Source organism: Paenibacillus algicola (assembly GCF_005577435.1).
GTDB lineage: Bacteria > Bacillota > Bacilli > Paenibacillales > Paenibacillaceae > Paenibacillus_AQ > Paenibacillus_AQ algicola.
In genome coordinates, this window is record NZ_CP040396.1 from 2,015,750 (window position 1) to 2,040,798 (window position 25,049).

At 51.1% G+C, this 25,049-nt stretch carries 27 protein-coding genes; 26 read left to right on the forward strand and 1 reads right to left on the reverse strand.

Annotation, left to right across the window (positions count from 1 at the left end; translation table 11 throughout):
- From E6C60_RS09175 to E6C60_RS09235, 13 genes are all read left to right on the forward strand, one after another.
- A complete protein-coding gene (locus E6C60_RS09175) occupies positions 1–1,107 on the forward strand; it encodes a prephenate dehydrogenase (protein ID WP_138227708.1) in 1,107 nt (368 codons plus the stop codon).
- 692 nt (positions 1,108–1,799) lie between these two features.
- Entirely contained in the window at positions 1,800–3,092 is a 1,293-nt protein-coding gene (gene ltrA / locus E6C60_RS09180) for a group II intron reverse transcriptase/maturase (RefSeq protein ID WP_138225580.1), read from the forward strand.
- Positions 3,093–3,396: 304 nt separating this feature from the next.
- The gene (locus E6C60_RS09185; protein ID WP_138225581.1) at positions 3,397–3,990 is read left to right on the forward strand and encodes an RNA polymerase sigma factor; all 594 of its coding nucleotides are present in this window, start codon (positions 3,397–3,399) and stop codon (positions 3,988–3,990) included.
- Positions 3,987–4,595, forward strand: a complete 609-nt coding sequence (locus E6C60_RS09190) for an anti-sigma factor (RefSeq protein ID WP_138225582.1) — start codon at positions 3,987–3,989, stop codon at positions 4,593–4,595. The genes E6C60_RS09185 and E6C60_RS09190 overlap by 4 nt, the downstream gene beginning before the upstream one ends.
- Before the next feature lie 35 nt (positions 4,596–4,630).
- Positions 4,631–5,221 (forward strand): histidine phosphatase family protein, encoded by a 591-nt coding sequence (locus E6C60_RS09195; RefSeq protein ID WP_138225583.1) that lies wholly within the window; start codon positions 4,631–4,633, stop codon positions 5,219–5,221.
- Between the two features lie 218 nt (positions 5,222–5,439).
- Entirely contained in the window at positions 5,440–6,597 is a 1,158-nt protein-coding gene (locus tag E6C60_RS09200; RefSeq protein WP_138227709.1) for a hypothetical protein, read from the forward strand.
- Between the two features lie 17 nt (positions 6,598–6,614).
- Positions 6,615–6,794, forward strand: a complete 180-nt coding sequence (locus E6C60_RS09205) for an IDEAL domain-containing protein (RefSeq protein WP_138225584.1) — start codon at positions 6,615–6,617, stop codon at positions 6,792–6,794.
- A gap of 116 nt (positions 6,795–6,910) precedes the next feature.
- Entirely contained in the window at positions 6,911–7,339 is a 429-nt protein-coding gene (locus E6C60_RS09210; RefSeq protein ID WP_138225585.1) for a DUF2487 family protein, read from the forward strand.
- 172 nt (positions 7,340–7,511) lie between these two features.
- Positions 7,512–8,057, forward strand: a complete 546-nt coding sequence (locus E6C60_RS09215; RefSeq protein WP_138225586.1) for a Rieske (2Fe-2S) protein — start codon at positions 7,512–7,514, stop codon at positions 8,055–8,057.
- Positions 8,058–8,072: 15 nt separating this feature from the next.
- On the forward strand, positions 8,073–8,744 hold the full coding sequence (gene qcrB, locus E6C60_RS09220; protein ID WP_138225587.1) for a menaquinol-cytochrome c reductase cytochrome b subunit: 672 nt from the start codon (positions 8,073–8,075) through the stop codon (positions 8,742–8,744).
- Between the two features lie 19 nt (positions 8,745–8,763).
- Positions 8,764–9,633 (forward strand): menaquinol-cytochrome c reductase cytochrome b/c subunit, encoded by an 870-nt coding sequence (locus E6C60_RS09225; RefSeq protein WP_138225588.1) that lies wholly within the window; start codon positions 8,764–8,766, stop codon positions 9,631–9,633.
- Between the two features lie 70 nt (positions 9,634–9,703).
- Positions 9,704–10,354: a DUF1405 domain-containing protein gene (locus E6C60_RS09230; RefSeq protein ID WP_138225589.1), complete on the forward strand. Its 651-nt coding sequence runs from the start codon at positions 9,704–9,706 to the stop codon at positions 10,352–10,354.
- Between the two features lie 56 nt (positions 10,355–10,410).
- Complete coding sequence (locus E6C60_RS09235; RefSeq protein WP_138225590.1) at positions 10,411–11,259, forward strand: sporulation protein YpjB; 849 nt, start codon at positions 10,411–10,413, stop codon at positions 11,257–11,259.
- A 42-nt stretch (positions 11,260–11,301) separates the two neighbouring features.
- Here E6C60_RS09235 and E6C60_RS09240 read toward each other — a convergent pair whose 3' ends face one another.
- Complete coding sequence (locus E6C60_RS09240) at positions 11,302–12,174, reverse strand: YitT family protein (RefSeq protein ID WP_138225591.1); 873 nt, start codon at positions 12,172–12,174, stop codon at positions 11,302–11,304.
- Between the two features lie 223 nt (positions 12,175–12,397).
- On the opposite strand from E6C60_RS09240, the gene E6C60_RS09245 reads away from it, so the two are divergent.
- The 13 genes from E6C60_RS09245 (at position 12,398) to dinG (ending at position 24,994) form a co-directional block, all read left to right on the forward strand.
- A complete protein-coding gene (locus E6C60_RS09245) occupies positions 12,398–12,727 on the forward strand; it encodes a nucleotide pyrophosphohydrolase (protein WP_138225592.1) in 330 nt (109 codons plus the stop codon).
- 51 nt (positions 12,728–12,778) lie between these two features.
- Positions 12,779–13,309 carry a tetratricopeptide repeat protein gene (locus E6C60_RS09250; protein ID WP_138225593.1) on the forward strand — a complete coding sequence of 177 codons (531 nt, stop codon included), beginning with the start codon at positions 12,779–12,781 and terminating at the stop codon, positions 13,307–13,309.
- A 19-nt stretch (positions 13,310–13,328) separates the two neighbouring features.
- Positions 13,329–14,132, forward strand: a complete 804-nt coding sequence (gene dapB / locus E6C60_RS09255) for a 4-hydroxy-tetrahydrodipicolinate reductase (RefSeq protein ID WP_138225594.1) — start codon at positions 13,329–13,331, stop codon at positions 14,130–14,132.
- 19 nt (positions 14,133–14,151) lie between these two features.
- A complete protein-coding gene (gene mgsA / locus E6C60_RS09260) occupies positions 14,152–14,574 on the forward strand; it encodes a methylglyoxal synthase (protein WP_175415255.1) in 423 nt (140 codons plus the stop codon).
- Positions 14,574–15,287 (forward strand): bacillithiol biosynthesis deacetylase BshB1, encoded by a 714-nt coding sequence (gene bshB1 / locus E6C60_RS09265; RefSeq protein ID WP_138225595.1) that lies wholly within the window; start codon positions 14,574–14,576, stop codon positions 15,285–15,287. Before mgsA ends, bshB1 begins: the two co-directional genes overlap by 1 nt.
- 37 nt (positions 15,288–15,324) lie before the next feature.
- Positions 15,325–16,485: an N-acetyl-alpha-D-glucosaminyl L-malate synthase BshA gene (gene bshA / locus E6C60_RS09270; protein WP_138225596.1), complete on the forward strand. Its 1,161-nt coding sequence runs from the start codon at positions 15,325–15,327 to the stop codon at positions 16,483–16,485.
- Between the two features lie 54 nt (positions 16,486–16,539).
- Complete coding sequence (locus E6C60_RS09275; RefSeq protein WP_138225597.1) at positions 16,540–17,832, forward strand: CCA tRNA nucleotidyltransferase; 1,293 nt, start codon at positions 16,540–16,542, stop codon at positions 17,830–17,832.
- Positions 17,819–18,811: a biotin--[acetyl-CoA-carboxylase] ligase gene (locus E6C60_RS09280; RefSeq protein ID WP_138225598.1), complete on the forward strand. Its 993-nt coding sequence runs from the start codon at positions 17,819–17,821 to the stop codon at positions 18,809–18,811. Before E6C60_RS09275 ends, E6C60_RS09280 begins: the two co-directional genes overlap by 14 nt.
- Positions 18,812–19,089: 278 nt before the next feature.
- On the forward strand, positions 19,090–19,977 hold the full coding sequence (panB, locus tag E6C60_RS09285; protein WP_138225599.1) for a 3-methyl-2-oxobutanoate hydroxymethyltransferase: 888 nt from the start codon (positions 19,090–19,092) through the stop codon (positions 19,975–19,977).
- On the forward strand, positions 19,977–20,858 hold the full coding sequence (panC, locus tag E6C60_RS09290; protein ID WP_138225600.1) for a pantoate--beta-alanine ligase: 882 nt from the start codon (positions 19,977–19,979) through the stop codon (positions 20,856–20,858). The genes panB and panC overlap by 1 nt, the downstream gene beginning before the upstream one ends.
- Before the next feature lie 3 nt (positions 20,859–20,861).
- Positions 20,862–21,245: an aspartate 1-decarboxylase gene (gene panD, locus E6C60_RS09295; protein WP_138225601.1), complete on the forward strand. Its 384-nt coding sequence runs from the start codon at positions 20,862–20,864 to the stop codon at positions 21,243–21,245.
- Positions 21,246–21,365: 120 nt separating this feature from the next.
- Positions 21,366–21,995: a tetratricopeptide repeat protein gene (locus E6C60_RS09300; RefSeq protein WP_138225602.1), complete on the forward strand. Its 630-nt coding sequence runs from the start codon at positions 21,366–21,368 to the stop codon at positions 21,993–21,995.
- A gap of 137 nt (positions 21,996–22,132) precedes the next feature.
- A complete protein-coding gene (gene dinG / locus E6C60_RS09305) occupies positions 22,133–24,994 on the forward strand; it encodes an ATP-dependent DNA helicase DinG (RefSeq protein WP_138225603.1) in 2,862 nt (953 codons plus the stop codon).
- Positions 24,995–25,049 lie beyond the last annotated feature (55 nt).

Sequence of the window (25,049 nt, forward strand, 5' to 3'; positions counted from 1 at the left end):
ATGTCCAATGATCAAGACATAAATATTTCAATATTCGGTGTTGGCCTGATCGGCGGCTCGCTTGCCATGTGCTTCAAAGGAAAGCCTGGCCTTACGGTGACAGGCTTTAGCCATGATGAGAGCTATGCCGAGCAGGTTGCTGCCAGAGGCGTCGTTGACAAGGTGACGCTATCCATAGAGGAAGCAGCTCAGGATGCCGATTATATTTTTCTATGTGTCCCGGTGGGCCGCCTCGAGGAGTATGTTACCCGACTAAGCCAGATGGCCCTGAAGCCGGGATGTATTATTACCGATGTAGGCAGTACGAAATCCAGCATTGCCGATTGTGCACGGAGATTGCAATTTCAAGAGGCCTGCTTTATTGGAGGACATCCCATGGCCGGCTCGGAAAGGGCTGGCGTAGGTGCCGCCTCTTCCTTGCTGTTCGAGAATGCCTATTACGTGCTGACGCCGCCTCCGGAAACGCCGGAGGATCAGGTTCGCTCTCTTGCCGATCTGCTCTCCCATACTCGGGCTCATGTCGTACAGGTCGATCCTGAGCAGCATGATCAGATTGTAGGCGCCATCAGCCATCTTCCTCATATTATTGCGGTGGCCCTGGTCAACCAGATTAGTCAGTACAATGACAGCAATCCACTTTACCAGCTGCTTGCGGCTGGAGGGTTTAGAGATGTGACCCGCATTGCGGCCAGCGATCCTGTGGTATGGAGAGACATTCTGGTCAATAACCGAAAGGTGCTGCTGCCGCTTCTGCAGGACTGGAATCAGGAAATACAGAAGTTTGTGTCTATGCTGGAGCGGGAGGATGGAGTCGGCATTCAGGATGCCTTTCAGAAAGCCGGCGCCTTCCGCAATGAGCTGCCGGAACGCAGAAAAGGCATGATCGTCTCCCGGTACGACATTTATCTGGATGTTCCCGATCATCCCGGCATCATTGCAAAGATTACTTCCGAGCTTGGACATAATCAGGTTAACCTCAGTAACATCCAGATTATTGAGAGTCGGGAGGACGTCCCCGGGGTTATGCGGCTGTCCTTCCGCAATGTAAAAGAGCAGGAAAAGGCCATGGAGCTGCTGCAGTCCAAAGGCTACACCGTATACTTATAGACACGTTTGAAGAGCGGAAACAAATTTTTCCGCTTTAGTGTTGACAAAATGAAAACGTATACATATAATAAAAGTACAGTATGGTTTCTCTCCACTCCTATCCAATAACTGTGTTGTTCTACATGAACAACGGCCGCGAATCTTTCGCGGCCTCTTTTTTTTTGTCGCGTGCCCAGCTAAGTACGCATTCTCTAGCCGGTGAAAATCCGGTCACAGGAGGGACCAAGCCCCTGTGTAGCTAGGATACCTGCTTATGGCGAAATCTGTAAGTAGAAGCGTATTGACGAAAGCACCCGTCAGAGATGGGGCGAGCAACGTACCAGGCCGTAACATAAAGTGAATTCTGCCGCGTCGTCAAAAAGGCCTCGCAAGAGGGAAGAGAGGATGCCGAGTCTCGCTGCATTGGACGAAGGCCACGGAAGCTGTTTAGAACTTGGATCAGCAGTGAAGAATCCTCCGGCGTATGGGGATCGGCATGGTATGAAAGAGGATGCAGTGAACTGGGGAGGCCCTCCCCTGCACGTTTTTTTTTTGAAACCGTAAAGAGACGCTCTATAAGCCTAAAAGGTGAAGTGAACCGTCTGCAGGAAGGGAGTCCGAGGGGCTCATAGTACCGAAGAATGCAGGACAACACAACCTGCAGGAGGGAAGGAGCCCTGCTTTGTTCAAGTTTCATAAGGAGGTACGAGTCAGTGAATGCCAAACGGCTAACAACACCAAAGGAAAACGTTCAACAACTCCAAGAGAAACTAGGTCATGCGGCCAAGGAAAACAAGAAGCGAAGGTTTCACGCGTTGTACGACAAGGTCTATCGAATAGACATCCTGTGGGAGGCATGGCGAAGAGTACGAGCTAATAAGGGTTCAGCTGGAATCGACGGAGAAACATTGGCAGATATCGAAAAACAAGGAGAAACATGCTTTGTACACGAATGTCAACGGCTTCTTAAAGAAGGCGAGTATCATCCGCAACCCGTAAGGCGCTACTACATTCCGAAGAAGGATGGCAAAAAGCGACCGCTCGGCATTCCCACAGTGAGAGACCGCGTCATCCAGATGGCAGCGAAACTCGTCATGGAACCGATCTTCGAGGCGGATTTTCAGGAAACGTCATTCGGATTCAGGCCAAAACGAAGTGCAAAGCAAGCGTTAGATCGCATTCGGAAAGCATGTAACCGCAAAGGAAATTGGGTGGTCGACGTCGACATCCAAGGGTACTTCGACAACATTAATCAGGAGAAACTCATTAAGCTGGTAGAAATGCGAATCAGCGATAGACGAATTCTGAAGCTGTTGAGGAAGTGGCTAAGTGCGGGTGTCATGGAGGAAGGCAATGTCAGACGCTCAGATTTGGGTACACCACAAGGTGGGGTCATTTCACCACTGCTAGCGAATATCTACCTGAATTACTTTGATCTCCTGTGGGAACGGCATGGCAGTAAAATGGGGGAACTCACACGTTACGCGGACGATCTGGTGGTCATCTGCAAAACAAAGAAGGATGCAGATCGGGCGTACGAACTCATTAGAGTTATTATGGACCGCCTAGAGCTAACGTTACATCCAACCAAGACACGCATCGTTGGACTATGGACAGGAGAAGAAGGCTTTGATTTTCTAGGCATGCACCATCGAAAGACGAAAGCCGAGACATCCAAAGGCAAAGTATACTATACGACCCAGCAGTGGCTGTGTCGCAAGGCGGAAGAGCGAATCCGAGAGGTCGTGAAGGAGCGACTTGCTCCGCCAAATATGCGTCACAAGACCTTTCAGGACCACCTGGAATACTTAAACCCTAAAATACAGGGGTGGCGCAACTACTACTACACAGCTTACAGCCAAAAGAAGATGGCGAAACTGGACTGGTACATCCTCCAGCGACTAGCCAAATGGGTTGCCAAGAAACGTCAACGCACGCGATGGATGAGCTCATTACGCGAAGTGAAAGCACTGTCCTCACAATGTGGACTTAAAACGCTCTTGTGATCTGCACGCACATGAATGACGAACATCGGAAAGCCGTATGAGGGAAAACCTCACGTACGGTTTGATGAGGAGGGGCAGAATTTATCTGCCCTTTACTCTAGTGCGAAAATATGAAATGTGCTCCAAAATATGCTACAATGATAGAGTTCGATGTAGAAGATTTGGGGATTTTGCCAAATACATAGAATAGTCAGACATCATGAGGCGTATGCTATAGGGTCTTACGGCAGCTTTGAGTCCTTGTCAGAAGAGATGTATTCATATTCAAGGTCCTGAAGGATGGCGAGGGAGGAACACAAATCAGATGACCGATTCCCAACTTATTATGGAAATTAAGCAAGGCAATGTAGAGCTGTATTCGGAATTAATGCGAAGATATCAACGTAAAATTATGGCTTTTGTTTATCATATGCTGAAGAGCTCTGGCATGGAGCTGATGGCCGAGGATATTTGCTCCGAAACCTTTTATAAAGCATTTCGCAGTCTTCATTCCTTCCGTGAGGTGGATGCCTCCTTCTCAACATGGCTGTATACCATTGCGCGGAATACGGTTCTTAGCGAGCTGCGCAAGCAGCGGGGGGCTAATCTGCCTCTTGAAGAGAGCGGAATTATTCCGATTGCACCGCCAGAGGTGGCCCCGGAGCAGGCTATTTTGCGGAACGAGAAGGTAAGGATGGTCCGCGAGGCTATTAATAATTTGCCAGAGAAGCAGCGTTCGGCGCTGATTCTAAGAGAGTACGACCAGCTGGATTACCAGGAGATTGCCGATATTCTAGGACAGAGCGTCAGCTCTGTAAAATCGTTGTTGTTCAGGGCCCGCAGCAGTGTGAAGCTTCAGCTGGAGCCTTATTTTGCAGAGCAAGTATTTGAAGGCATAGAATGGATGACAGGCAGATGAAATGCGAAGAAGCCCGGGAACTGATGGAGATCGTGTGGGATCTCCCTGACAACGATCTGAGAGTTTACCGGCTGAAGCAGCATATCTTAACCTGTTCGTCCTGTGCGATGGAATATCAATCCTGGGAAGAAAGCCTGGAAATGGTTCAGGAGCTCAAATTCGAGCCCTCCCTGGCCTCTGCAGAAATCATGAACCGGAACGTCATGGATCGTATTTACCGTGATTTTCCTTGGCTGGTGGAGGAGAATGGCCCTGAGAAGGCGTCAGGAAGAATATTCCGCAGGCGGTTGTCGCTGTGGATCGCTGGCTTTACTGCTTTATTTGTCAGCAGCCTGCTCATCTTCGCCTTCCGGGGGAATATTCAGAAGCAGGCGGTAGAGGAGATTCCATCTACAGGCATCCTGCCCACCGGGATTGCAGGAGGCTCCGATGCATCCGGCAATAGCATACATTATGATATTCCGGGACCTGGCAGCGGCATTATTGATCCGCTTGTGGCAGGAATCGATCCCAGTCAGCCGCAGTATTGGATGATTCTATCCATTATTGGAGTCAGCCTGGCGATCTATTTCCTCCTAAGGCTGAACCGCGCAGTAAGGCGTTAAGTACAATCATATGTACATGAAGGCAGGTGAAGGGCATGAGAATCGGCTTTATCCGGCATGGGGAGACGGCATGGAATGCAGCCGGAAGAATTCAGGGTCAGACCGATATCCCTCTCAATGAACAGGGACGCTCTCAGGCAAGACTGCTGGGTAAGCGTCTGGCTGCCGAGGCTTATGAATGGGATTTTGTCATGAGCAGCGGCTTGTCCCGCGCAGAGGAGACGGGGGCTATACTGGCTTCCATGCTGCACATTCCGATGAAATCTCCGGACTCACGCCTGCTGGAGCGCTCTTACGGCAAGGTGGAGGGCTTAACCTCTCAAGAACGTGAGCAAATGTTCGGTAGCAACTGGAAGCTTCAAGACCTCGGGCAAGAAAGTGATGCAGAGCTATTGAAGCGGGGGAAGGCGTTTCTGGAGGAAATGCTATGTAAGTATCCGGATCATTCTTTTCTGGTCGTAAGTCATGGCGGGTTTCTGGCACAGCTTTTTGCAGGCCTGGATATGTCGCTGCAGATTGACCGGATCGGCAATTTGTCTCTCACCATTATGGAGCACTCGGATTTGAAATGGACGCCTCTTTTGCTGAATTGTACTCAGCATTTAATAGAAGAAAGGCAGCACTAAGGGGTGTTTACCTGTGCTGTGGGTACACCGAAGGACCTGGAGAGGGTCCTTTTTTGTTGTCCTTTCACCTATAGAGCATCTCAGCAAAATTTGGTTCCGGAGGTTTATCGGGCGTCATTTCCGTCAATTCTAAACATATCAGCCAAAGGGACGTCAGCGAAAGAACAGGTTTATGAAAAATGCGATACAGCAGTACAGGTGAGGACGTGGTGCAAAAAATGAAACTAGCCGACATGCTGTCTTATGCCGACATTAGCCATTTAAACAACATCGCCAGTTACTATGACTGCGACTGCAAGCGAAATTCCAAGCATGAATTGATTCAGAGCATACTGATTAAAGCTGGCAGAAAAGAGTTCCTGAAGGAACAGTGGAAAAGCTTCTCCCCAGGGGACTTGCGGTTTCTGAACAATCTGGTATTTGACACGCGGAGCAGCTATAGTCTGGAGGATTTACTGGCGGCCGTACGTCATACCTCACTAGAGGAGAAGTCTGACGAGACACCCGGCTCCAAGCCTGCACGGACTGCATTAGAGTCACCCAGGGAGGCCGTGTCCAGGTACAGACGCAGTGGCTGGCTGTTCAACGGCTTCACATCCTCCACGAAATATATGTTTCATGTCCCGGAGGATTTAAAGGAACGGTTTCGAGAGGAGCTTAGTCTGCACCTGAAGTCCGGATTGCAGGTCTCTATGCCACCTGAAGTGTACCGGGAGGAGCAGGGCCTAATTACAGAGGATCTGAAGCTCATGCTGAGGTATTTCCAGGAGCATGAGCTTACCCTGAATGCCGAGGGCTTTATGTACCGAAAGCAGCAGCAGCAGTTGCTCAGCACATTACATATCGAAGAGTCTCTCATTACAAAAGGACCTTGGAGATTCGGTTATGGCAGGTCCTGCTCCGAGTATCCCGACCGTTTCGCGCTGCTGTACGACTATGCCGTAGCACAGCGGTGGGTTCAGGAAACGCCTGCCGGCTTAACCCTGACGGAGCATGGAAAAGAATGTATTCTGTCAGGAAATCAAGTCAGCATGATACAGCTATTCCGCTTTTGGTTAAAAATTTATAAGAGCGCTGTTCCTAACCTTCCTTCCTTGGTGTATTGGCTTGGCCGCTGCGCTAAAGAATGGGTGACGATGGATTCGCTCCACGCTACAGTTGGAAGCCTGGTAACCCCCTTTTATTATGATACACCCCGGATGATCCTGGAACGGCGGATTGTAAAAATGCTGCTCCATCTGGGGATGCTACGTCTGGGAGAAAGCCAAACGCTGGGTACGGTCATTCGAATGACACCCTTAGGTATTAAAGCAGGTGAGATCGCGCCCCAGCTTGGACACGGGACAGTGCATAACGATAACGATGTAATCATTTAGTTTGGAGGTGCATCCGAATGGATAAAATGAAGGTTACTTATGAAGTGATGTTAGGTCTTGCGGCAGAAATGGTATGGGACGAGGCATTGCGCAAGCATCGCAGTGAGGAGCTGTATAAAGAAATAGACGAGGCTCTGGCTTCAGGCGACAAGGTGGCTTTCCGAAGCCTGACGGATGAACTGAAAACATTAAATTGAAGAGATGCTTACGCATTTCTTCTTTTTTTTTGCCTAAAAGAAGAATGAAACTTATAATAGGACAACAAGGCTTAATCGCTATAAGTTTATTTTATTGTACAGAAAGGATGCCTTAAATGAAATTTAGTGAAGTGGAGGCAGAGGGATGGGGAGAGTTGGCGCCATTCGTAGATACCTGCCTGATTCCTTATACGGGTTTGAGCGGGGAAGAGATGCCGTGGGAGGTTACGGCTGCGCTGGAGCGTCTTCGTGACCTGATGGATCTGATTGAAATCCCTTTCAAGGGGAGAGTTGTAACTTATCCTGCTCTGCAATATGGCGGTGAAGGGGCATCTGTATTGCTTTCCAGCATTTGCAGCAAGGCTTCAGCGGCAGGCTTTGCGTATGTCGTCGTCATTACGGCAGACCATGAGCTTAGCCAAGAGGAGGTCCCCGAGTGCTCATTGGTTCTATCCCTTCCTAAGCTGCAGCAGGAAGCCGGAGTCAAGCTAAAATCCGCAGTAAGTCAATCCATCAGCAAGATGTGGACCGCAAACCTGACATAATTGTGACGAAAATACGACAATTTCATACAGCGTCCTTGGAAGCGGAGCCAAATTCGGGATTCAAATTCTTGACGGTCAGAGGTGCCTAATATATTATAATTATGTCCTAGTAATTCGTGTGATTTTAATCATTGAAAACAAATGATCGGTTGACAAAAGGGGGTTGATACAGATGAATAACAACCACAATGACGAGCATGAAGAGTCGCACAAACCTCCCCGGCGCAAGGAAATGTCCCGCAGACAATTTCTGACCTATACGTTGGGCGGTGCCACAGCTTACATGGCGGCAGGGGTCGTTATACCTATGGTCCGCTTCGCCGTAGATCCAATCCTGCAAAAGGGTGAAGACGGATCTTTTGTAAAAGTAGTGGAAGGTAGCAAGATTACCGCCGAGCCACAAGAATTCGATTTCGAATTGAAGCAGCAGGACGGCTGGTATAACAGCACTGCACAGCTAACAGCCTGGATTAGCAAGACAGAAGATGGACAGATCGTAGCGCTGTCGCCTGTCTGCAAGCACTTGGGCTGCATGGTAGGATGGAACAATAATGACAGCCATCCGAATGAATTTTATTGTCCTTGCCACGGCGCCCGCTATACGGCGAACGGCAAGAACCTGGCTGTTGCGCCGCAACCTCTGGACATGTACGACGTGAAAGAGGAAGGCGGATGGATTTACCTCGGCGCAATCATCCCAAATACAGTAGCAAAATAGGAGGCGTAGATTCGGATGTTAAAGAATGTCTACAACTGGATTGACGAACGTCTCGATATCACGCCGATCTGGAGAGACGTTGCGGACCATGAGGTTCCGGAACACGTTAACCCTGCGCATCATTTCTCCGCATTTGTATACTGCTTCGGCGGCTTGACGTTTTTTATCACAGTGATTCAGATTCTGTCAGGAATGTTCCTGACTATGTACTATGTACCCGATATTATAAACGCTTACGCAAGCGTTGAGTTCCTTCAAACGAAGGTTGCTTTCGGTCAGATCGTCCGGGGCATGCATCACTGGGGAGCCAGCCTTGTCATTGTTATGATGTTCCTACATACAATGCGGGTATTCTTCACAGGATCCTATAAGGCGCCTCGTGAAATGAACTGGGTTGTCGGCATGCTGATTTTCTTCGTGATGCTGGGCCTGGGATTAACAGGCTACCTGTTGCCTTGGGATAACAAAGCATACTTTGCGACTAAAGTTACCCTTGAAATCGCAAACTCTGTGCCTTATCTCGGACCGGTTATTAAGGAACTGCTTCAGGGCGGTACAATTGTAGGGGCCGAGACGCTGACTCGTTTCTTCGCTATTCACGTGTTCTTCCTTCCTGCTGTTCTGCTTGCTCTCTTGGTAGGGCACTTTATCATGATCCGCAGACAAGGTATCTCAGGACCACTATAAGAAGAAGGGAGGCATACTTATGGCACACGGTTTCAAGCCTGATGAAAAAGTTGTATTCGTGGGTGATTCCCGCGTCAAGAAGGGTGCCGGGTTTATTACCCCGCCCGATTACACGGCGTATCCGGGAAAGTCGGAAGCCTTTATTCCTAACTTCCTTCTGAAGGAGTGGATGGTAGGGGTTGTCGTGCTCGTAGGCTTTCTGGTTCTGACAATCTCGGAGCCAGCACCTCTGGGCTACCCGGCAGATCCGGGAGCATCGGTTATTCCGATGCCGGACTGGTACTTTCTCTTTCTGTATGAATACCTGAAGCTTCCATATGCTTCCGGAGATTATGTTGTACTGGGTACTCTCGGCGTCAGCGGTGTGGCATTTGGCGCATTGCTGCTGGCACCGTTCCTGGACACCGGCAAAGAACGCCGCTTCTACAAGCGGCCGATCGCTTCCACTCTGATGTTTCTGTCACTGGCGGCTGTTATCTACCTGACCAACGCTGCCTGGACACATTACGCACATGAGCTGGAGAAGCAGGGCACAAAGGCAGAGCATATTCTTCGTGAAGAAGAAGCCCATGCGAAGCATGAGCAGGGTCTTCCGACTTCTAATGCAAAGCAAGCGGAAGAGGAGACCATTGCGATCGTGGATAAAGATAATCCAGCGATGGAGATTTACAAGAAAGCAACCTGCATTGCATGTCATGCTGCCGATCTGAAGGGTCAGAGCAACGCTCCTGCACTTCTGGGCGTAGGTGACCGACTGAGCAAGGAAGAAATCTCTGAAGTTATCGTTAATGGCCGTGGAGCAATGCCATCCATGAGGTCACAGGTAACGGACGAAGAACTGGATCAGCTTGCGACCTGGCTGGCAAGTCAGAAGGCTGAATCAGAATAAGTAAGTTAAGCCACAATAAACCTGATCGTATTCTGCGATCAGGTTTTTTTGTAGAGGAGGTAGTGTAAGCTTGAACATCAAGTATTTCTGGAGCCGTGAGTTTCTGGCAAAGTCATGGTTTCTATGGCTGCTGCTGATCTGTAACGGCCTCGGTACAATCTATGGATACATTTGGTACGGAGCACAGCTTCAATATACAGCGGAATTCCGTCCATGGTGGCAGCTGCCATTTGTCCCGGATAGTCCCACTGCGAGCTTGTTTTTTTGCCTTGCACTCATCCTGCTGCTGTATCCGCCAAAGAGAATGGCAGGCATTCTCCTGCAGCCACTGATACAAGCTCTTGCCGTCGTAACCTCTATTAAATATGGCATATGGGCCTGTGTCATGATCTTTGCAGGCGCAGCGCAGGGCAATGAGCTGGTGTGGCAGGACTGGATGTTAGTAGCGTCTCATTCAGCCATGGCGATAGAGGTGCTCCTGTACGTGCGTTTATTTCATCTCCAAAGCCCGGCATTAATTGCTGCGATCACGTATACACTGCTGAATGATATGATTGATTATTCGTTTATGGTCTTCCCTTGGCTTCCTTCTGTGTTAAATGACGATCTGATTGCTGTAGAGGTATTCACCTTCAGCTTGACGCTCTTTAGCGGTGCTTTAGCCTGGTGGGCCATGCGGGCAGCCGGACGTGCACCTCGTGATATGATAACTGGACGATAACCCATGTTCTATAAATTCCACCTGCAGCATATCCATAGCTTCAGGAGGGATGTCCTATGATTTCCAAAATGACTCACAGCGGCTTCATGCTGGCTGTTTTCCTGGCTATATGGACTCTCTGGGGAGTGTCGCCAGTCTGGGGCAGTCACTCAGGCAGCAATCAGAAGCCGGCGCCGGCAGCTAAACTGCAGGCTGAGGCTTTGGTTAAAGAAACAGAGCAGCTTTACAAGCTGGTGCAGGAGGGAAAGGTAGAAGAAGTCAAGCAATCCCTGCGCAAGGTGCAGCAGCAATTCGAAGCTTCTTCCTTTCAGGGACTGACCACTGTGGAGGGTATTCAGGCCTTAGCTGAAACCATTGTGGAGATGAAGGAAACTACCGCCAGAGCTCAGCTGGAGCCGGAACAATGGATGATTGCTGCAGGTAAGCTGAGGCTGGCCGCAGATAGCCTGACTCATCCCAAGGACGGGATCTGGCTTCAATATTACAAGGTGCTCCGAGAGGATCTGCAGCAGGTAGAGATTAGCGCCGCCAAGCAGGACAGGCCGGGGATGAAGGCAGCGTTCACCCGTCTTCATGATCATTATGAGCTCATCCGGCCTGCCGTTATCGTTCAGCGCAAGCCGGAAGAGGTATCCATGATGGATTCCTGGCTTTCCTTTGCCAAGGGTGCTGTATCCAATGCTCCCTATGCAGAGGCCAAGAAGGCTGCTGCCCAGGGAGATGAACTGCTAAATCTGCTCTTCGGGAAAAAGAAGGATGAGCCCGTTCTGGCTCCATTGGGAGAAGCCCGTGGGCCTTGGCTGGGTCAGCTGTTATTGCCGGCCTTTATTTTGGCGGCGTTAACTTTTGCGGGGTACCGTAAATATAAAGGAGCCTATGATGGCTATCGCCCTTGGTCTCCCTAAATATAGGTGCAACCTTCCTTAAGACTAGCCCTGATTCCAGGGCTAGTCTTCTTCTTTAAATCCTTCGCCATGCACATCATGAACATCGCTGACAATGATAAAAGCTCTGGGATCCAGAGACTTCGCAATGCTGTTCAATCGCCGGATTTCCTGTCTGGACACGACACAGTAGGCCATCTGACGGGCCTCTCTGGAATAGCCGCCAACAACTGGAATCAGGGTCACCCCGCGGTCCAGCTCGGAAGTGATCTTATCCGCGATCGCGGGAGCTTGATCGCTGATTATGGTGAAGGCTTTGGCGGCATAGGCGCCTTCTTGAATAAAATCAATGACTCGTGAGGCAATGAATACCGTGACGAGCGTATACAGGATTTTGGCTAGCGGAATGTAAAGAATGGACACACCGATAATGAGAATATCCAGCCCGAGAATGACCTGTCCCATGCTGAAGCCAAATCTACGGTTTAAAATTCTTGCGATGATGTCCGAGCCGCCGGTCGTTCCTCCGAACCGAAACACAATGCCGAGCCCTGCGCCGAGAGTCACACCTGCATACAAAGAAGCTAGAATGTAATCTTGTTCTGTTCGGAAAGGGACAATCCAGCCGGAATGAATGGCCACCTCCAGAATCCAGAGAAAAAAAGTCAGTGAAACAATGCCGATTCCGGTGTAGATGGATTGCTGTCCTCCTAATATTTTCATTCCGAGCAGGAAGATGGGCACATTGATGATGATGGTGGAAAGGGAAGGCGATACACCGAAAGCATAATTTAACAGCACGGTAATCCCGGTTACGCCGCCCTCCATCAGCTCGTTTGGAATGATAAAGTACAGCAGTCCGAAGGCATAGACAGCGGTTCCTGCCAGAATTGGAATGACCGCTTTCAGATGAATTAACAGCTTGGCTACCGTCACAGCAATTCCTCACATCCCCTATAGAATAAGTATTTCTTCGTCATTTCTCCCGTTGCTCTCCATAGTATGCCAAATTGAAGTGATAATAAAAAATAATTTGTTTTCAAATCGTCTTTACGATAACATAGGTTTAAAACGTTGCCGCATATGCTGTCGATGAATTACAGAAAAGCGGCCGCGAATAACGGCATGTCATATGCTGGCGTGGGAAAGGGGTAAGTGCTTGGAGAAGTCTATGGCTGAGATGCAGCGCGAAGTGGACCGGTACATCTCTCAGTTTAAGGAAGGATATTTCAGTCCCTTATCCATGATGGCCCGAATGACAGAAGAAGTCGGGGAGCTTGCACGAGAAGTGAACCACCGCTTTGGAGAGAAGCCGAAAAAGGCGGATGAAGAAGAGAACTCCATTGAGATGGAGCTGGGTGATATTTTGTTCATTGCCATTTGCTTTGCCAATGCGCAGGGGATTGACTTGGCTGCGGCGCATGATAAGGTCATGCACAAATTTAATACGCGTGATAAAGACCGGTGGACTCGAATAAACACCGATTAGGCTCTATTTACATATGCTGTACCAAACCTGAACGCAGGGGAGGAACAGCCATTGAACAATAACCCGTATATTCAAAATGCCTACCGCTGCATCCTGCAGAACGATTTTGAAGAGGCGATTCGCTGGTTTGAACAGGCTTTGCAGGCGAACCCGGGGGACGCAGAGGTGCATTACCGCTGCTCGATCACGTACGGTCGCAGCGGATACCTGGAGCAGGCTGTGCTGCATGCGGAGAAAGCATCAGCCTTGCAGCCGGACCAGCCTGCTTATGTGCTGCATCTTCAGCATTTGCAGGCCCGGACGCTGGTGCAGGGGGCCCGGAAGCTGCTGGAGCAGCCGGAACAATACACTTCCACAGCGCTGTATCAGGCGGTCCAGCAGTTGAAGCAGGCGGTGTCCCTGGACCCGCTGGATCCGGAAGCGTATGTATGGCTTGCCATGGTTTACAGTGAGCTGAATGAGCATGCCTTGGCCATGGCAGCCTTGAAGGATGTCATTGGGCTATATCCGCAGGAAAGCAGTCTGCAGCAATTAATGGAAGAACTTAAAAAACGCTTGAAGCTATATATGCATGATTCATAACAACATCGGAGGGAATACAATGTCTAACCTAATCAGAGTGGCCGTGATCGGTGCAGGCGGCCGTATGGGCAAGGAAGTTGTGAAGCTGGTATTGCAGGATGAGGAGCTGGAGCTTGCCTGTGCCGTTGGAATGAGCGATAGCGGCAAGGATGCCGCTTCGCTGGTGGGCCTGCCGCCATGCGGAGTTATCGTAACCTCAGATCTCGAGCTGGCGCTTGTAGAGAGCAAGCCGGATGTTATGGTGGATTTCACAAATCCGCAGTCGGCTTATGGTAACACTGCGCTGGCCATTAAGCACGGTGTAAGGCCTGTGATGGGAACGACCGGGTTTACATCGGAGCAGATTGAAGATCTGGACAAGCAGTGTCAGGACAAGGGAATCGGCGGCCTGATCGCCCCGAACTTTTCCATCGGCGCTATTTTGATGATGAAATTTGCAGCTCAAGCCGCGAAATATTTGCCGCATGTCGAAATTATTGAAACGCACGGAGACCAGAAGCTGGATGCCCCTTCCGGCACCTCCATCAAGACCGCGGAGCTGATTGCAGCGAACCGGGAGGAGCTGAGACAAGGCAATCCGAGCGAGGAGGAAGTCATTGAGGGCGCACGCGGCGGCTATTACAATGGCTTCAGAATCCACAGTGTCCGCCTGCCTGGCGTATTTGCCCAGCAGGAGGTTATTTTCGGCGGCTTCGGACAAAGCCTGAAAATTCGCCATGACTCCTACGAGCGCGCAGGCTACATGCCTGGCGTAAAAATGGCGGTACAGAAGGTTATGGAATATACAGGGATGATTTACGGCTTCGATCATTTTATTGAGTAGAGAGAAGAGGAGAAACCATATGATGAATATCGCTTTTATCGCTCACGACCGGAAGAAAGAGGAAATGGTTAACTTCGTGCTTGCTTATGAAAGTGTGTTCGAGGACCACAAGCTGTTCTCCACCGGGACTACCGGCACGAGAATCATGGAACAGACCTCACTCCAGATCGAACGATTTGCCTCCGGTCCGCTCGGGGGAGATCAGCAGATCGGCGCTATGGTAGCGCAGAACGAGATGGATTTAATTATTTTTCTGCGGGATCCGTTAATGGCTCAGCCGCATGAACCGGACATAAATGCACTGCTTCGTCTGTGTGATGTATACGGGATTCCGTTAGCTACAAATATTGCAACCGCCGAAGTGCTGGTCAAGGCTCTTGACCGGGGCGATCTAGGCTGGCGCGAGCTGGTACACAAGTACAAGCCGGGTGTAGATCAGTGATGACAGAGCCGCTCAAGCTGGATATTCTGGTCTTTGGCGCGCACTCTGATGACGCCGAGATTGGGATGGCCGGCACAATTGCGAAGCATACCACTGCGGGTTATGCGGTGGGAATTTGTGATCTGACAAAGGCGGAGATGTCCTCCAATGGAACCGTAGAGCTGAGGCTTACCGAAGCGGAGTCGGCTGCACGTTCGCTCGAATTGAGTCTGCGCTGCAACCTGGATCTGCCCGATCGAGGCCTTTTTATAACGCCAGAGCATATTGCGCCAATTGTTGAGGTTATTCGCACCTATCAGCCTTCTGTCGTGTTTGCGCCGTACTGGGAGGATCGTCATCCGGATCATGTGGCCTGCAGCCGGCTGGTAGAAGAAGCGGTGTTCAATGCCAAGCTGAGACGGTACATGCCGGATCTTCCGCCCGTCCATGTGAAGCAGCTCTATTACTATTTCATTAATGATTTGGGCAAGGCGGATATGATTGTAGATATCACTGAATACTATGACCATAAGATAAAGGCACTATCCTGCTATCAGTCCCAATTTGAAAAAGGCAATCCCGACTCCGTATCAACACCGCTCACGGAAGGGTATATTGAACGTGTACGGGCTCGCGATTCTTTGCTGGGACAGCGCAGCTTGATTCCCTATGCAGAAGGCTTTGCCTCCAAGACGCCGATTCCCGTTCATCTGTTTGACACCATGAAAGCATAAACATAAGTACATAGTGTGCGTGAAGGAGGTTGATCCCGTGAAACAAAAGCCGCTCAAGATCGGCATCACCTGTTATCCCTCCCTTGGAGGCTCCGGGGTTGTGGCAACGGAGCTGGGAAAGCTGCTGGCAGAGCAAGGGCATCAGGTGCACTTTATTGCCCACAGCATTCCTTTTCGCCTGGGAGCTTTTCATAAAAATATTTTCTATCATGAAGTTGAAGTGAACGACTATTATGTGTTCCGCTATCCACCATATGATTTGTCTCTTGCGACCAAGATGGCGCAAGTGGCAAATATGCAGCAGCTGGACGTGATGCATGTTCACTATGCGGTGCCGCATGCGGTATGTGCTTTTTTGGCCAAGCAGATGGTTGGTGACCGATTGAAGGTGGTCACGACACTGCATGGAACAGATATTACAGTGCTGGCGCAGGACGAATCCTTGAAGGATCTCATTCGGCTGGCCATTAACGAAAGTGACGCGGTGACGGCCGTGTCCCAGGATTTGATTGCGGAGACGCGCTCGGTGCTGGATATCTCCCGGGAGATTGACCTGACCTATAACTTTGTGGATCCCCGGGTCTATTACCCGAAGGACTCGGCTTCGCTGCGCCGGGATTATGCACAGCCCCATGAGAAAGTGCTGATGCACATCTCGAACTTCCGTCCGGTGAAGCGGGTACAGGATGTGGTCGATATATTTGCCCGGGTTCGTGGGGAGCTGCCTGCGAAGCTGCTGCTGGTCGGCGAAGGACCGGATCTGCCGAAGATTCAGTGCAGAATCCAGGAGCTGGGTCTTGCGGACGATGTGCATTTTCTGGGCAAACAGGATGAAATTGCACATGTGCTGTCTATGGCGGACGTATTGCTGCTGCCTTCCGAGAAGGAAAGCTTCGGACTGGTCGCGCTGGAGGCGATGGCTTGTGGAGTACCAACCATTGGCTCTACTGCTGGAGGCATTCCGGAGTTGGTTACCCATGGAGAGACCGGATTCCTGGCACCGATTGGTGATAGTCATGCCATGGCCGGATACGCGATGGAGCTGCTCAGAAATGACGCGCTTGCCGAGCGTCTGAAGGCCGCTTGTCTGAAGCGTGCCAAAACGGAATTTTGCAATGAGAAAATTCGCAGCAAATATGAAGAAATTTATTACCGGGTATTAGGGCAGAAAGCGGAGGATCCATCTCCTGTGTGCTAGCAGGGAATGGTTCTTCAGCTTTTTGCTGTTTGTATCGAGAGGAACAGGGGTGCCATGGCAGAACTTCATAACAATACAATCTGGAAGCATGCGGATAAGGATTTGGCAGATGGCAGTGCCCAAGTGATTTCGATTCTGCAGGGCGAAGGACATGAGGCGTTCTGGGTGGGCGGCTGCGTCAGGGACGAGTATATGGGCCGGACAGTGAATGATATGGATATTACGACCAATGCGCTGCCCGAAGTGACGCTGTCACTATTCGAGAAGGTCATTCCTACGGGGATGAAGCACGGCACCGTTACCGTACTTATGCATGGACACGCTTACGAGGTTACGACATATCGCATTGAAAAAGGCTACGAGGATCATCGCCGCCCGTCCGAGGTGGAGTTTGTCGATGATATTGAAAAGGATTTGCGGCGGCGTGACTTTACCATGAATGCAATGGCACTCGCCATGGATGGACGCTTTGTCGATCCCTTCGGAGGAAGGAGCGACATTGATGACAGGCTGATTCGTTGTGTCGGAGATCCAAAGGTCCGGTTTCAAGAAGATGCCCTGCGCATGATCCGCTGTATCCGGTTTGCTTCCAATTTTGGATTTATGATCGCTAAAGACACTTGGGCAGCACTGCTGGAACAGAGATCAACCCTGGGGTGGGTTGCGATGGAACGAATTCGAACCGAGCTGGATAAGCTGATGTCCGGTCCCGATCCGCTGCGCGGTCTGGAGCTGATTCGGGAAGGGCGGCTGTACGAACATGTGAAAATGCCTTTTCCGTACCGTGGCCATCAGTCTGCTTATATCTCTGCAATTCCTGCGGTGAGGATGAGCAGCCCGGAGCAGGTGGACGTTCGTTACGCCCTTCTCCTTCTAGGCTGCCGTATTCCATCCTCGACCCCCTTGCTGCGGCAATGGACCTTCTCCAACCGCCGGATGGAGCTTATAAAAAAGCTGCTGCAGCTACAGGAGGCCTGGACCGAGAACAGCGAAGGCCTTACATCCGAGCAGGCACGGTTATTATGGATTCGCTGTGTATTGATTGCGGGAGAGCCTATTGCCGCTCTGTGGCTAGAGCTGCAGCAGGCTGTTCAGACAGCGGGCGGTACTCCAGCAGTAGACATTCCGCAGGCGAGAGCCTGGCTGAGCGGCATGCCGGTCAAGAGCCTGAGAGAGCTCGCCTTGACCGGTGACGGGCTGCTGTCTGCAGTGGGCCGCCGCGGCGGCCCCTGGATGAAGCCGCTGCTCAGTCATCTGCTGCTGCTGGCAGCATCCGGACAGGTGGGCAATGACACAACCTTACTTATTGAAGAAGCAAAGCGGGTGATTATCGATGAAGGAATTTAAGAAAGAGTCTTTGCTGGATATGTTTCTGGAGCAGCCGGAGCAATTTCTGTCCGGAGAAGAAATCAGCCGCAGGCTGTCGATCAGCCGGACAGCGGTATGGAAGCAGATTAACAAGCTGAGACAGGCGGGCTATGAGTTTGAAGCTCTGCCGCGTCTGGGCTACCGGATTACGGATCTGCCGATGCCGCTTGAGCAGGAGAAGCTGAAGACATTTCTACAAGGAGGCATGGGCAGAGAGCTGCATATTTTATCAACGACGCCTTCCACGCAGGAGGACGCAAGAAGACTGGCGGAAGAGGGTGCTCCTGAAGGTACGGTGGTCCTGGCTGAGGAACAGACAGGAGGACGCGGACGAATGGGAAAATCCTTCTTTTCTCCATATGGGAAAGGCGTCTGGATGAGCATCATCCTGCGGCCGTCGCAGCCGCTGCATCTGGTGCAGCAGCTGACCCTCCTCTGCGGTGTCGCTGTTCAAAGAGGTATCCGGAATATGACCGGACTTGCAGCGGGCATTAAGTGGCCGAATGATCTTCTAATTAACGACAAAAAGATATGCGGCATCCTGCTGGAGTCCAAGGCTGAGGATGATCGTGTCAGCTACTGCATTGCCGGGCTTGGAATCAGTGCGAATATTTCCAAGGAGAGCTACCCGGAAGAGCTGCAGCCCATTGCCACCTCGCTGAAAGAAGAGAGCGGCAGAGCGGTAGACAGGAATGATTTGATTCTTTCGGTGCTGCATGAATTGGAGGAGCTCTACAAAATCTATAACCGTGACGGTTTTCAACCCATCGCAAGCCTGTGGGAAGCCTCCTCCATTACATTAAACCGCGAAGTCAGCGTTCAGTCTCCTGCCGGGGTCACGACAGGCAAGGCGGTAGGCCTTCATCCTTCAGGTGCGTTGCTGATTGAGAAAAGCGACGGCAGCCACTATCCGGTTTTTTCCGGTGATATCCGTATTAGCCCCGTGCAGAAGGGGTAGTGAAATCATTTTATTTTTGGTATACTCATAACCAAAGGCGGTATCCGGGGCTGCTCGGAACTGCACTTTTGAAGATGGATATAGATTGAAGCAATACAAGCAAATAACATACTGCATGGACAGATCTGTGGATTCTGCTCTGAGCCGAAAGGACCGAGACAGAAGGGACGATCGCAAGTGACTCTTTTTTGCCTATCGGACCTTTTTAGCTGTACTGCTAAACAAGGTTTTTTTGTTGTGTTTTCACACAAAGTCATTTGAAGGAGGCATGGTGTCACATGGCAGGCAAAACACCCTTAAACATCATTAAAATTAAAAATATGAAGCAGGACCAAACCCCGATCAGTATGCTCACAGCATACGATTACCCTTCGGCAAAGCTGGCGGAGAAGGCCGGGGTCGATATGATTCTTGTTGGAGATTCTCTGGGCAACGTGGTGCTGGGCTACGACTCCACCATCCCGGTCACGATCGAGGATATGGTGTATCATACCCGCGCAGTAGCCCGGGGCGCTGAGCATACCTTTATCGTCGCGGATCTCCCGTTCTTGACGTATCACGGCAGTCTTGATCATACGTTTGACCAGGTACGCCGGCTGATGCAGGAAGGACATGCCCATGCTGTCAAAATGGAGGGCGGAGCGGAAATCGCAGACACCGTTCAGCACGTAGTCCGCGCCGGAGTGCCCGTGCTGGGACATATCGGCTTGACACCGCAGGCGGTGAATCAGATTGGCGGCTATCGGGTGCAGGGCAAGGATGAGCAGGACAGAGCTCGTCTGATGAAGGATGCCAAGGCACTGGAGGCGGCAGGCGCATTTGCCATTGTGCTGGAGCTCGTGACGGAAGAAGCAGCAGCCGCTATCAGTCAGGAGCTGAGCATTCCGACCATCGGTATTGGTGCAGGGCGCGGCTGTGACGGACAGGTGCTCGTCTATCATGATGTGCTCAAGTATACGTCAGACTACCGCAGTAAAAAGTTCGTCAAGAATTATGCTGACATTGGCGCGGTCATTACGGAAGGGCTGTCCCGGTATGTTCAAGAGGTCAAGAATCGGTCTTTTCCGGCAGAAGAGCATGTCTTTGGCGGCAAGGCGGCAGCAGAGAAGGCTGTAGAGACGACGCTTTACGGCGCCACCCGGGAAAAGGATAAGGTGAACAGCTGATGCAGATCATTCGTACCATTCAAGCGCTTCGCACTGAGCTGTCGAGAGTCACTTCCAAAGGGATGGGACCGATCGGCTTTGTGCCCACGATGGGATATTTGCACGAGGGCCATGGCAGCCTGCTGGAGCGGGCAAGAATGGAATGCGGCACCGTCGTGCTTAGCATATTTGTGAACCCGATCCAGTTTGGACCGGGGGAGGACTTCGAGACGTATCCTCGGGATGAAGCACGCGACCTTCATATTGCTGAAGAAAAGGGTGTGGATATCGCCTTCCTGCCCACCATGGAGGAGATGTATCCACAGCCGGTCAAGACGAAGGTGGCGGTGAGCGAGCTGACCACATTACTGTGCGGGGCTTCGCGCCCCGGTCATTTTGACGGTGTGACAACGGTAGTCAACAAGCTATTTAATATCGTAAAGCCGCATTATGCCTATTTCGGAATGAAGGATGCCCAGCAGGTGGCGGTGATTCAGCAGATGGTGACGGATCTGAATCTGGAGGTTCAGGTTATCCCCTGCCCCCTTGTTAGGGAGCAGGACGGACTTGCGATGAGCTCGAGAAATGTATATCTCAGCCCGGAAGAGCGGAGGCAGGCTTTATCGCTGTCACAGGCCCTTAGTGCCGCGCTGGAAGGCATTACAAAAGGTTCCCTGAGGACGGCTCCTGAGGTGCAGGAGCACCTGCGGTCTGTCATTAGCAAAGCCCCTTTGGCCCAGATTGATTACGCTGAAGTGCTGCTCTTCCCACAGCTTCAGGCTGTAAGTGACGATGCGACATTATCCAGTCTGTCAGAGACGGTTATATTGGCAGTAGCTGTGAAATTCGGAAAGACGCGCTTGATTGATAATGTACTTTACCAACCGAAAGCAGGTGTATAACTGATGTTCAGAACGATGATGAAATCCAAAATTCACCGCGCCACGGTCACAGAAGCCAATCTCAATTATGTCGGCAGCATTACGATCGACGAGGATTTGATGGACACCGCGGATTTGCTGGAAAATGAGAAGGTTCAAATTGTAAATAACAATAATGGAGCCCGTCTGGAAACCTATGTCATTAAAGGGGAGCGCGGAAGCGGCGTGATCTGCTTGAATGGTGCTGCTGCAAGGCTGGTCCAGCCTGGAGACTCTGTCATTATCATTTCTTATGCGATGCTGTCCAGAGAAGAAGCGGCGGTGCATGAGCCGATCGTCGTCATTGTGGATGGAAACAACAAGCCGCTCGTAACCGAGCACCGCGAAATCCACGCCACGGTGCGATAAGGGAATGACACCAGAAAGTAACGGCATGACATCGAATGAAATCGCCCGTCTTAACAAAAAATGATATCAGGTCGGCTGCACTGATCACTCATTTATCAGGTTAAGGGTGGGATGCACTCCATGTTTCAGCATGTATTCGATGAAATGAACAACATGTTCGATGAAATTGTGAAGCATTACCCTGCCGCTCAAGGCCCCCAAAAGCAAGCGCTGGTGCACAATTGGAATTTGCTCAAGCAGATGAGTGACGGCATCATTGACGAGTGGCTCCGCTTCGAGGAGAGAATGGCGGTGTTTCGTGAGAACACGGCTGCACCTCCGGGATTTCCGCCGACCGGATCGCCGGAGCTGCAGCTGGAGACGTTTATCCGGGGACAGGGCTATTACAAGCTGCTGATGTTTGAGCCTGCCTTATCTCAATTCACGGCAGCGGCCGAATCATACCCGGACAGTCCTTTAATCCGGCTCTACCTTGCCATGTCCCATCTGCATCTGGGGGAAACGTCAGAGGCTGCAAGGCAGCTGCTCGGGATGCTCCCTGGTGCAGAGGACAAGAAGCTGAAGGCCATCATTTACAATGCAATGGGCTGTATACAGGTGATTCAGGGAGCAAGGGATAAGGCCTCAGAGTTCTTTACTCTGGCGATTCAACAGGATCCTACATTGCCGGATCCTCTGAACAACCTGCAGGTCTGCCACCAAAAGCGGGGAGAACTGCAGTACGGAAGTCCGCTGATCTCGCTGTTATAAGCCACGAAGACGATGCTCCTTCGCTTTAAAGAAGCGGATGGCAGCATCGTCTTTTTGTGCCGGCAGGGTGTGGAATGTTCAAAAAGCGTAACTTCTGGTATGCTGATAGGTAGACTGTAGGGAAGGAATTTGGCTCAATGAAATATGCTGTGTTGGACTTTGAAACGACGGGCAGCCATTCCACAGATGAGATTATCCAGGTAGGCCTGGCGATCATCGAAGAAGGCGGCCATATTTCCCGTGTATTCGGATCGTATGTAAACCCGGGAATCCCGATACCTCCCTTTATCACCGGACTGACTGGGATCACGGAGCAGGATGTTAAAGATGCTCCGATGCTGGAAGAGATGATGATGCAGCTCGTTCCTTTACTGGACGATGTGATATTGGTTGGCCACAATGTAACGTTTGACTTTAATTTTTTGCAGAATGCACTGGATCGCTGCGGGTACCTGCCCTTCAGCGGCCGGATTCTGGACACTATACATTTTCTCAAAATATGCTTCCCCTCTTTGCACACCTACCAGCTGGGCATGGTTTCTGCTGAGTTCGGGCTGCAGCATGACCGGCCGCATCAGGCCGACAGCGACGCATTGGCAACAGCACATATTCTGCTGAAATGTTTCGAGGAGCTGGAGAAGCTGCCCTTGCTGACTATTCAAAGGCTGGCTGATCTGTTTGTCGATGAGGACAGCGATATGGGCTGGTTCTTTGATGGCTTGAGAGAAGAGCGGGAGCGTCATCCGGTGGATGAGGAGAGTGAGCTCGGCTATACGTTCTATCGTCAGCTTGCCCTGGCTGTAGAGGACTGGACAGATATTCCGCCTGTACGTGATGAAGAGGAGGGTAACCCGCTCAAGAACGTGGGTTTTCCGGAATTTATGGAGCAGGTTCAGCGCAATTTACAGCAAACGCTATCTCATTATGAGAGCCGTGAAGCGCAGGAAATGATGTTCAACAAGGTCATGGAGGCCTTGGATGAACGCAAGCATCTGCTGATTGAGGCAGGAACCGGAACAGGCAAATCGCTCGGCTATTTGCTGCCCTCCATTTATCAGAGCGTCAAGCAGGAAGAGAAGGTCATTGTCAGCACCCATACGATTAATCTGCAGGAGCAGCTGCGGGAGCGGGATGTGCCTCTTCTGAATCAGGTTGTGCCCTTTCCTTTCAAAGCAGCCGTCTTCAAGGGAAGGCAGCATTATTTGTGTTTGCGAAAATTTGAACATAAAATAAACAGAAAAGACTTCGCCTCTCCGAAGGAAGATGTTATCATTGCTGCTCAAATGCTGGTGTGGCTGACTCAGACCCAGACGGGAGATGATGAGGAGCTGAATCTGGGCGGACGAAACGGCGAGTTCTGGGATAGTGTGTCCAGCGACTCCGATTCCTGCCTGGGCAGAGCCTGTCCCTGGTTCAAGAAATGCTACTACCACCGGGCGAGACATGAAGCAGGCTTGGCAGATGTCGTCATTACCAATCATTCCAAGCTATTTACGGATGTGAAGGCCAACCATCAGCTGCTGCCTCCCTACGAGAACCTTGTCATTGATGAGGCGCATCAGCTGGAAGAGGTGGCTGGCAAGCATTTGGGACTGAACGTGAAATATTTCTCGGTCGTGCATACGCTGATGCGTCTGTACAAGGACAGCAAGAACGGCCAGCTTCCGGCGCTTCGGCAGCTGCTCCAGCTCTCCGGCCATGAGAAATCTGGAGATTGGACTGCGGTTGTGGATCGGCTGATCCCCGATCTTATTAGCGTGAAAGAGCATTGGGACCGGCTTAGTGAGCAGCTGTTCCAGCTCATTCCGGAGAGAGGGGATGCTCTTCCCGGCGACGCAGGACAATATACGCTGCGGCTGTCCAAGTCGAAGCTGCCGAAGGCCTGGACCGAGCTGCAGCAGATCGAGCATCAGATCTACTTGACCCTGGGAGAGTTATCCCGTCAGGGAGATGTGCTGATCCAGGAGCTCAGAGAAGATCTGGATGATTACAGCGCTGACAGTCTGGTGACGGATCTGAACGGCTTGTTTAAGGACCTCGCCACCCATCGGGAGGAGCTGCGCTTTTTTATGAGCCTGACTCACGAGGAAACGGTATACTGGATGGAGGCCAACAGCAGCTATCGCAGCAAGTCACTTCAGCTCTATGCTGTCCCGATTGACGTATCACAGCAGCTGAAGGCATTATTCTTTGATAAGAAGCAAAGTGTGATTCTCACCTCTGCGACCCTGTCTGTCGATAAATCATTCCAATATATGATTGACAACCTGGGGCTGCAGGAGGCCTCGGAACAGAGCCGTCTGGACACCGTGCAGCTGCCTTCTCCGTTTCAGTACCGGGAGCAGGCGCTGCTCATTGTCCCCCGGGACTTCCCGAGCGTGAAGGGAACGGTGGGAGATCCCAAATTTCTCAGCAGCCTGGTGCAGTCGCTGGCTGACGCGGCCGTGGCGACCCAGGGCCGAATGATGGTGCTGTTCACTTCCTACAAAATGCTGAGACAAGTCTATGAACCGTTAAAGGAGCTGCTGCAGTCCCGTGATATTCACGTCCTGGGACAGGGGATGGACGGCGTGAGTCGAAGCAAGCTGATCCGGCGGTTTCAAGATAGCGGTCCCTCGGTTCTTCTGGGCACGAGCTCCTTCTGGGAAGGTGTTGATATTCCAGGAGAGGCCCTTACCTGCCTGGCCATTGTCCGCCTTCCCTTTCAGCCGCCAAGCCACCCGCTGGTTGAAGCGAAGAGTGAGCTGCTGCAGCAGCAGAAGAAGAATCCGTTTATGAAGCTGTCTGTCCCGCAAGCAGTCATCCGCTTCAAGCAAGGGTTCGGCCGCCTCGTCCGAACTGCAAATGACCGCGGCATCGTCATTGTTTATGATACAAGAATTATTGAATCCTATTACGGCAAGTATTTTCTGTACTCTTTACCCGGACCGAAAATGGAGCATATGCGATCTGATCAGATGGTATCTCGGATTGAGGAATGGCTTCAGCCTGATTCATGAATAAGGTGTGTTAGTGTTCCAGTGTTAGAGACTTAAAGTGTTCGGCCTTGAGTTT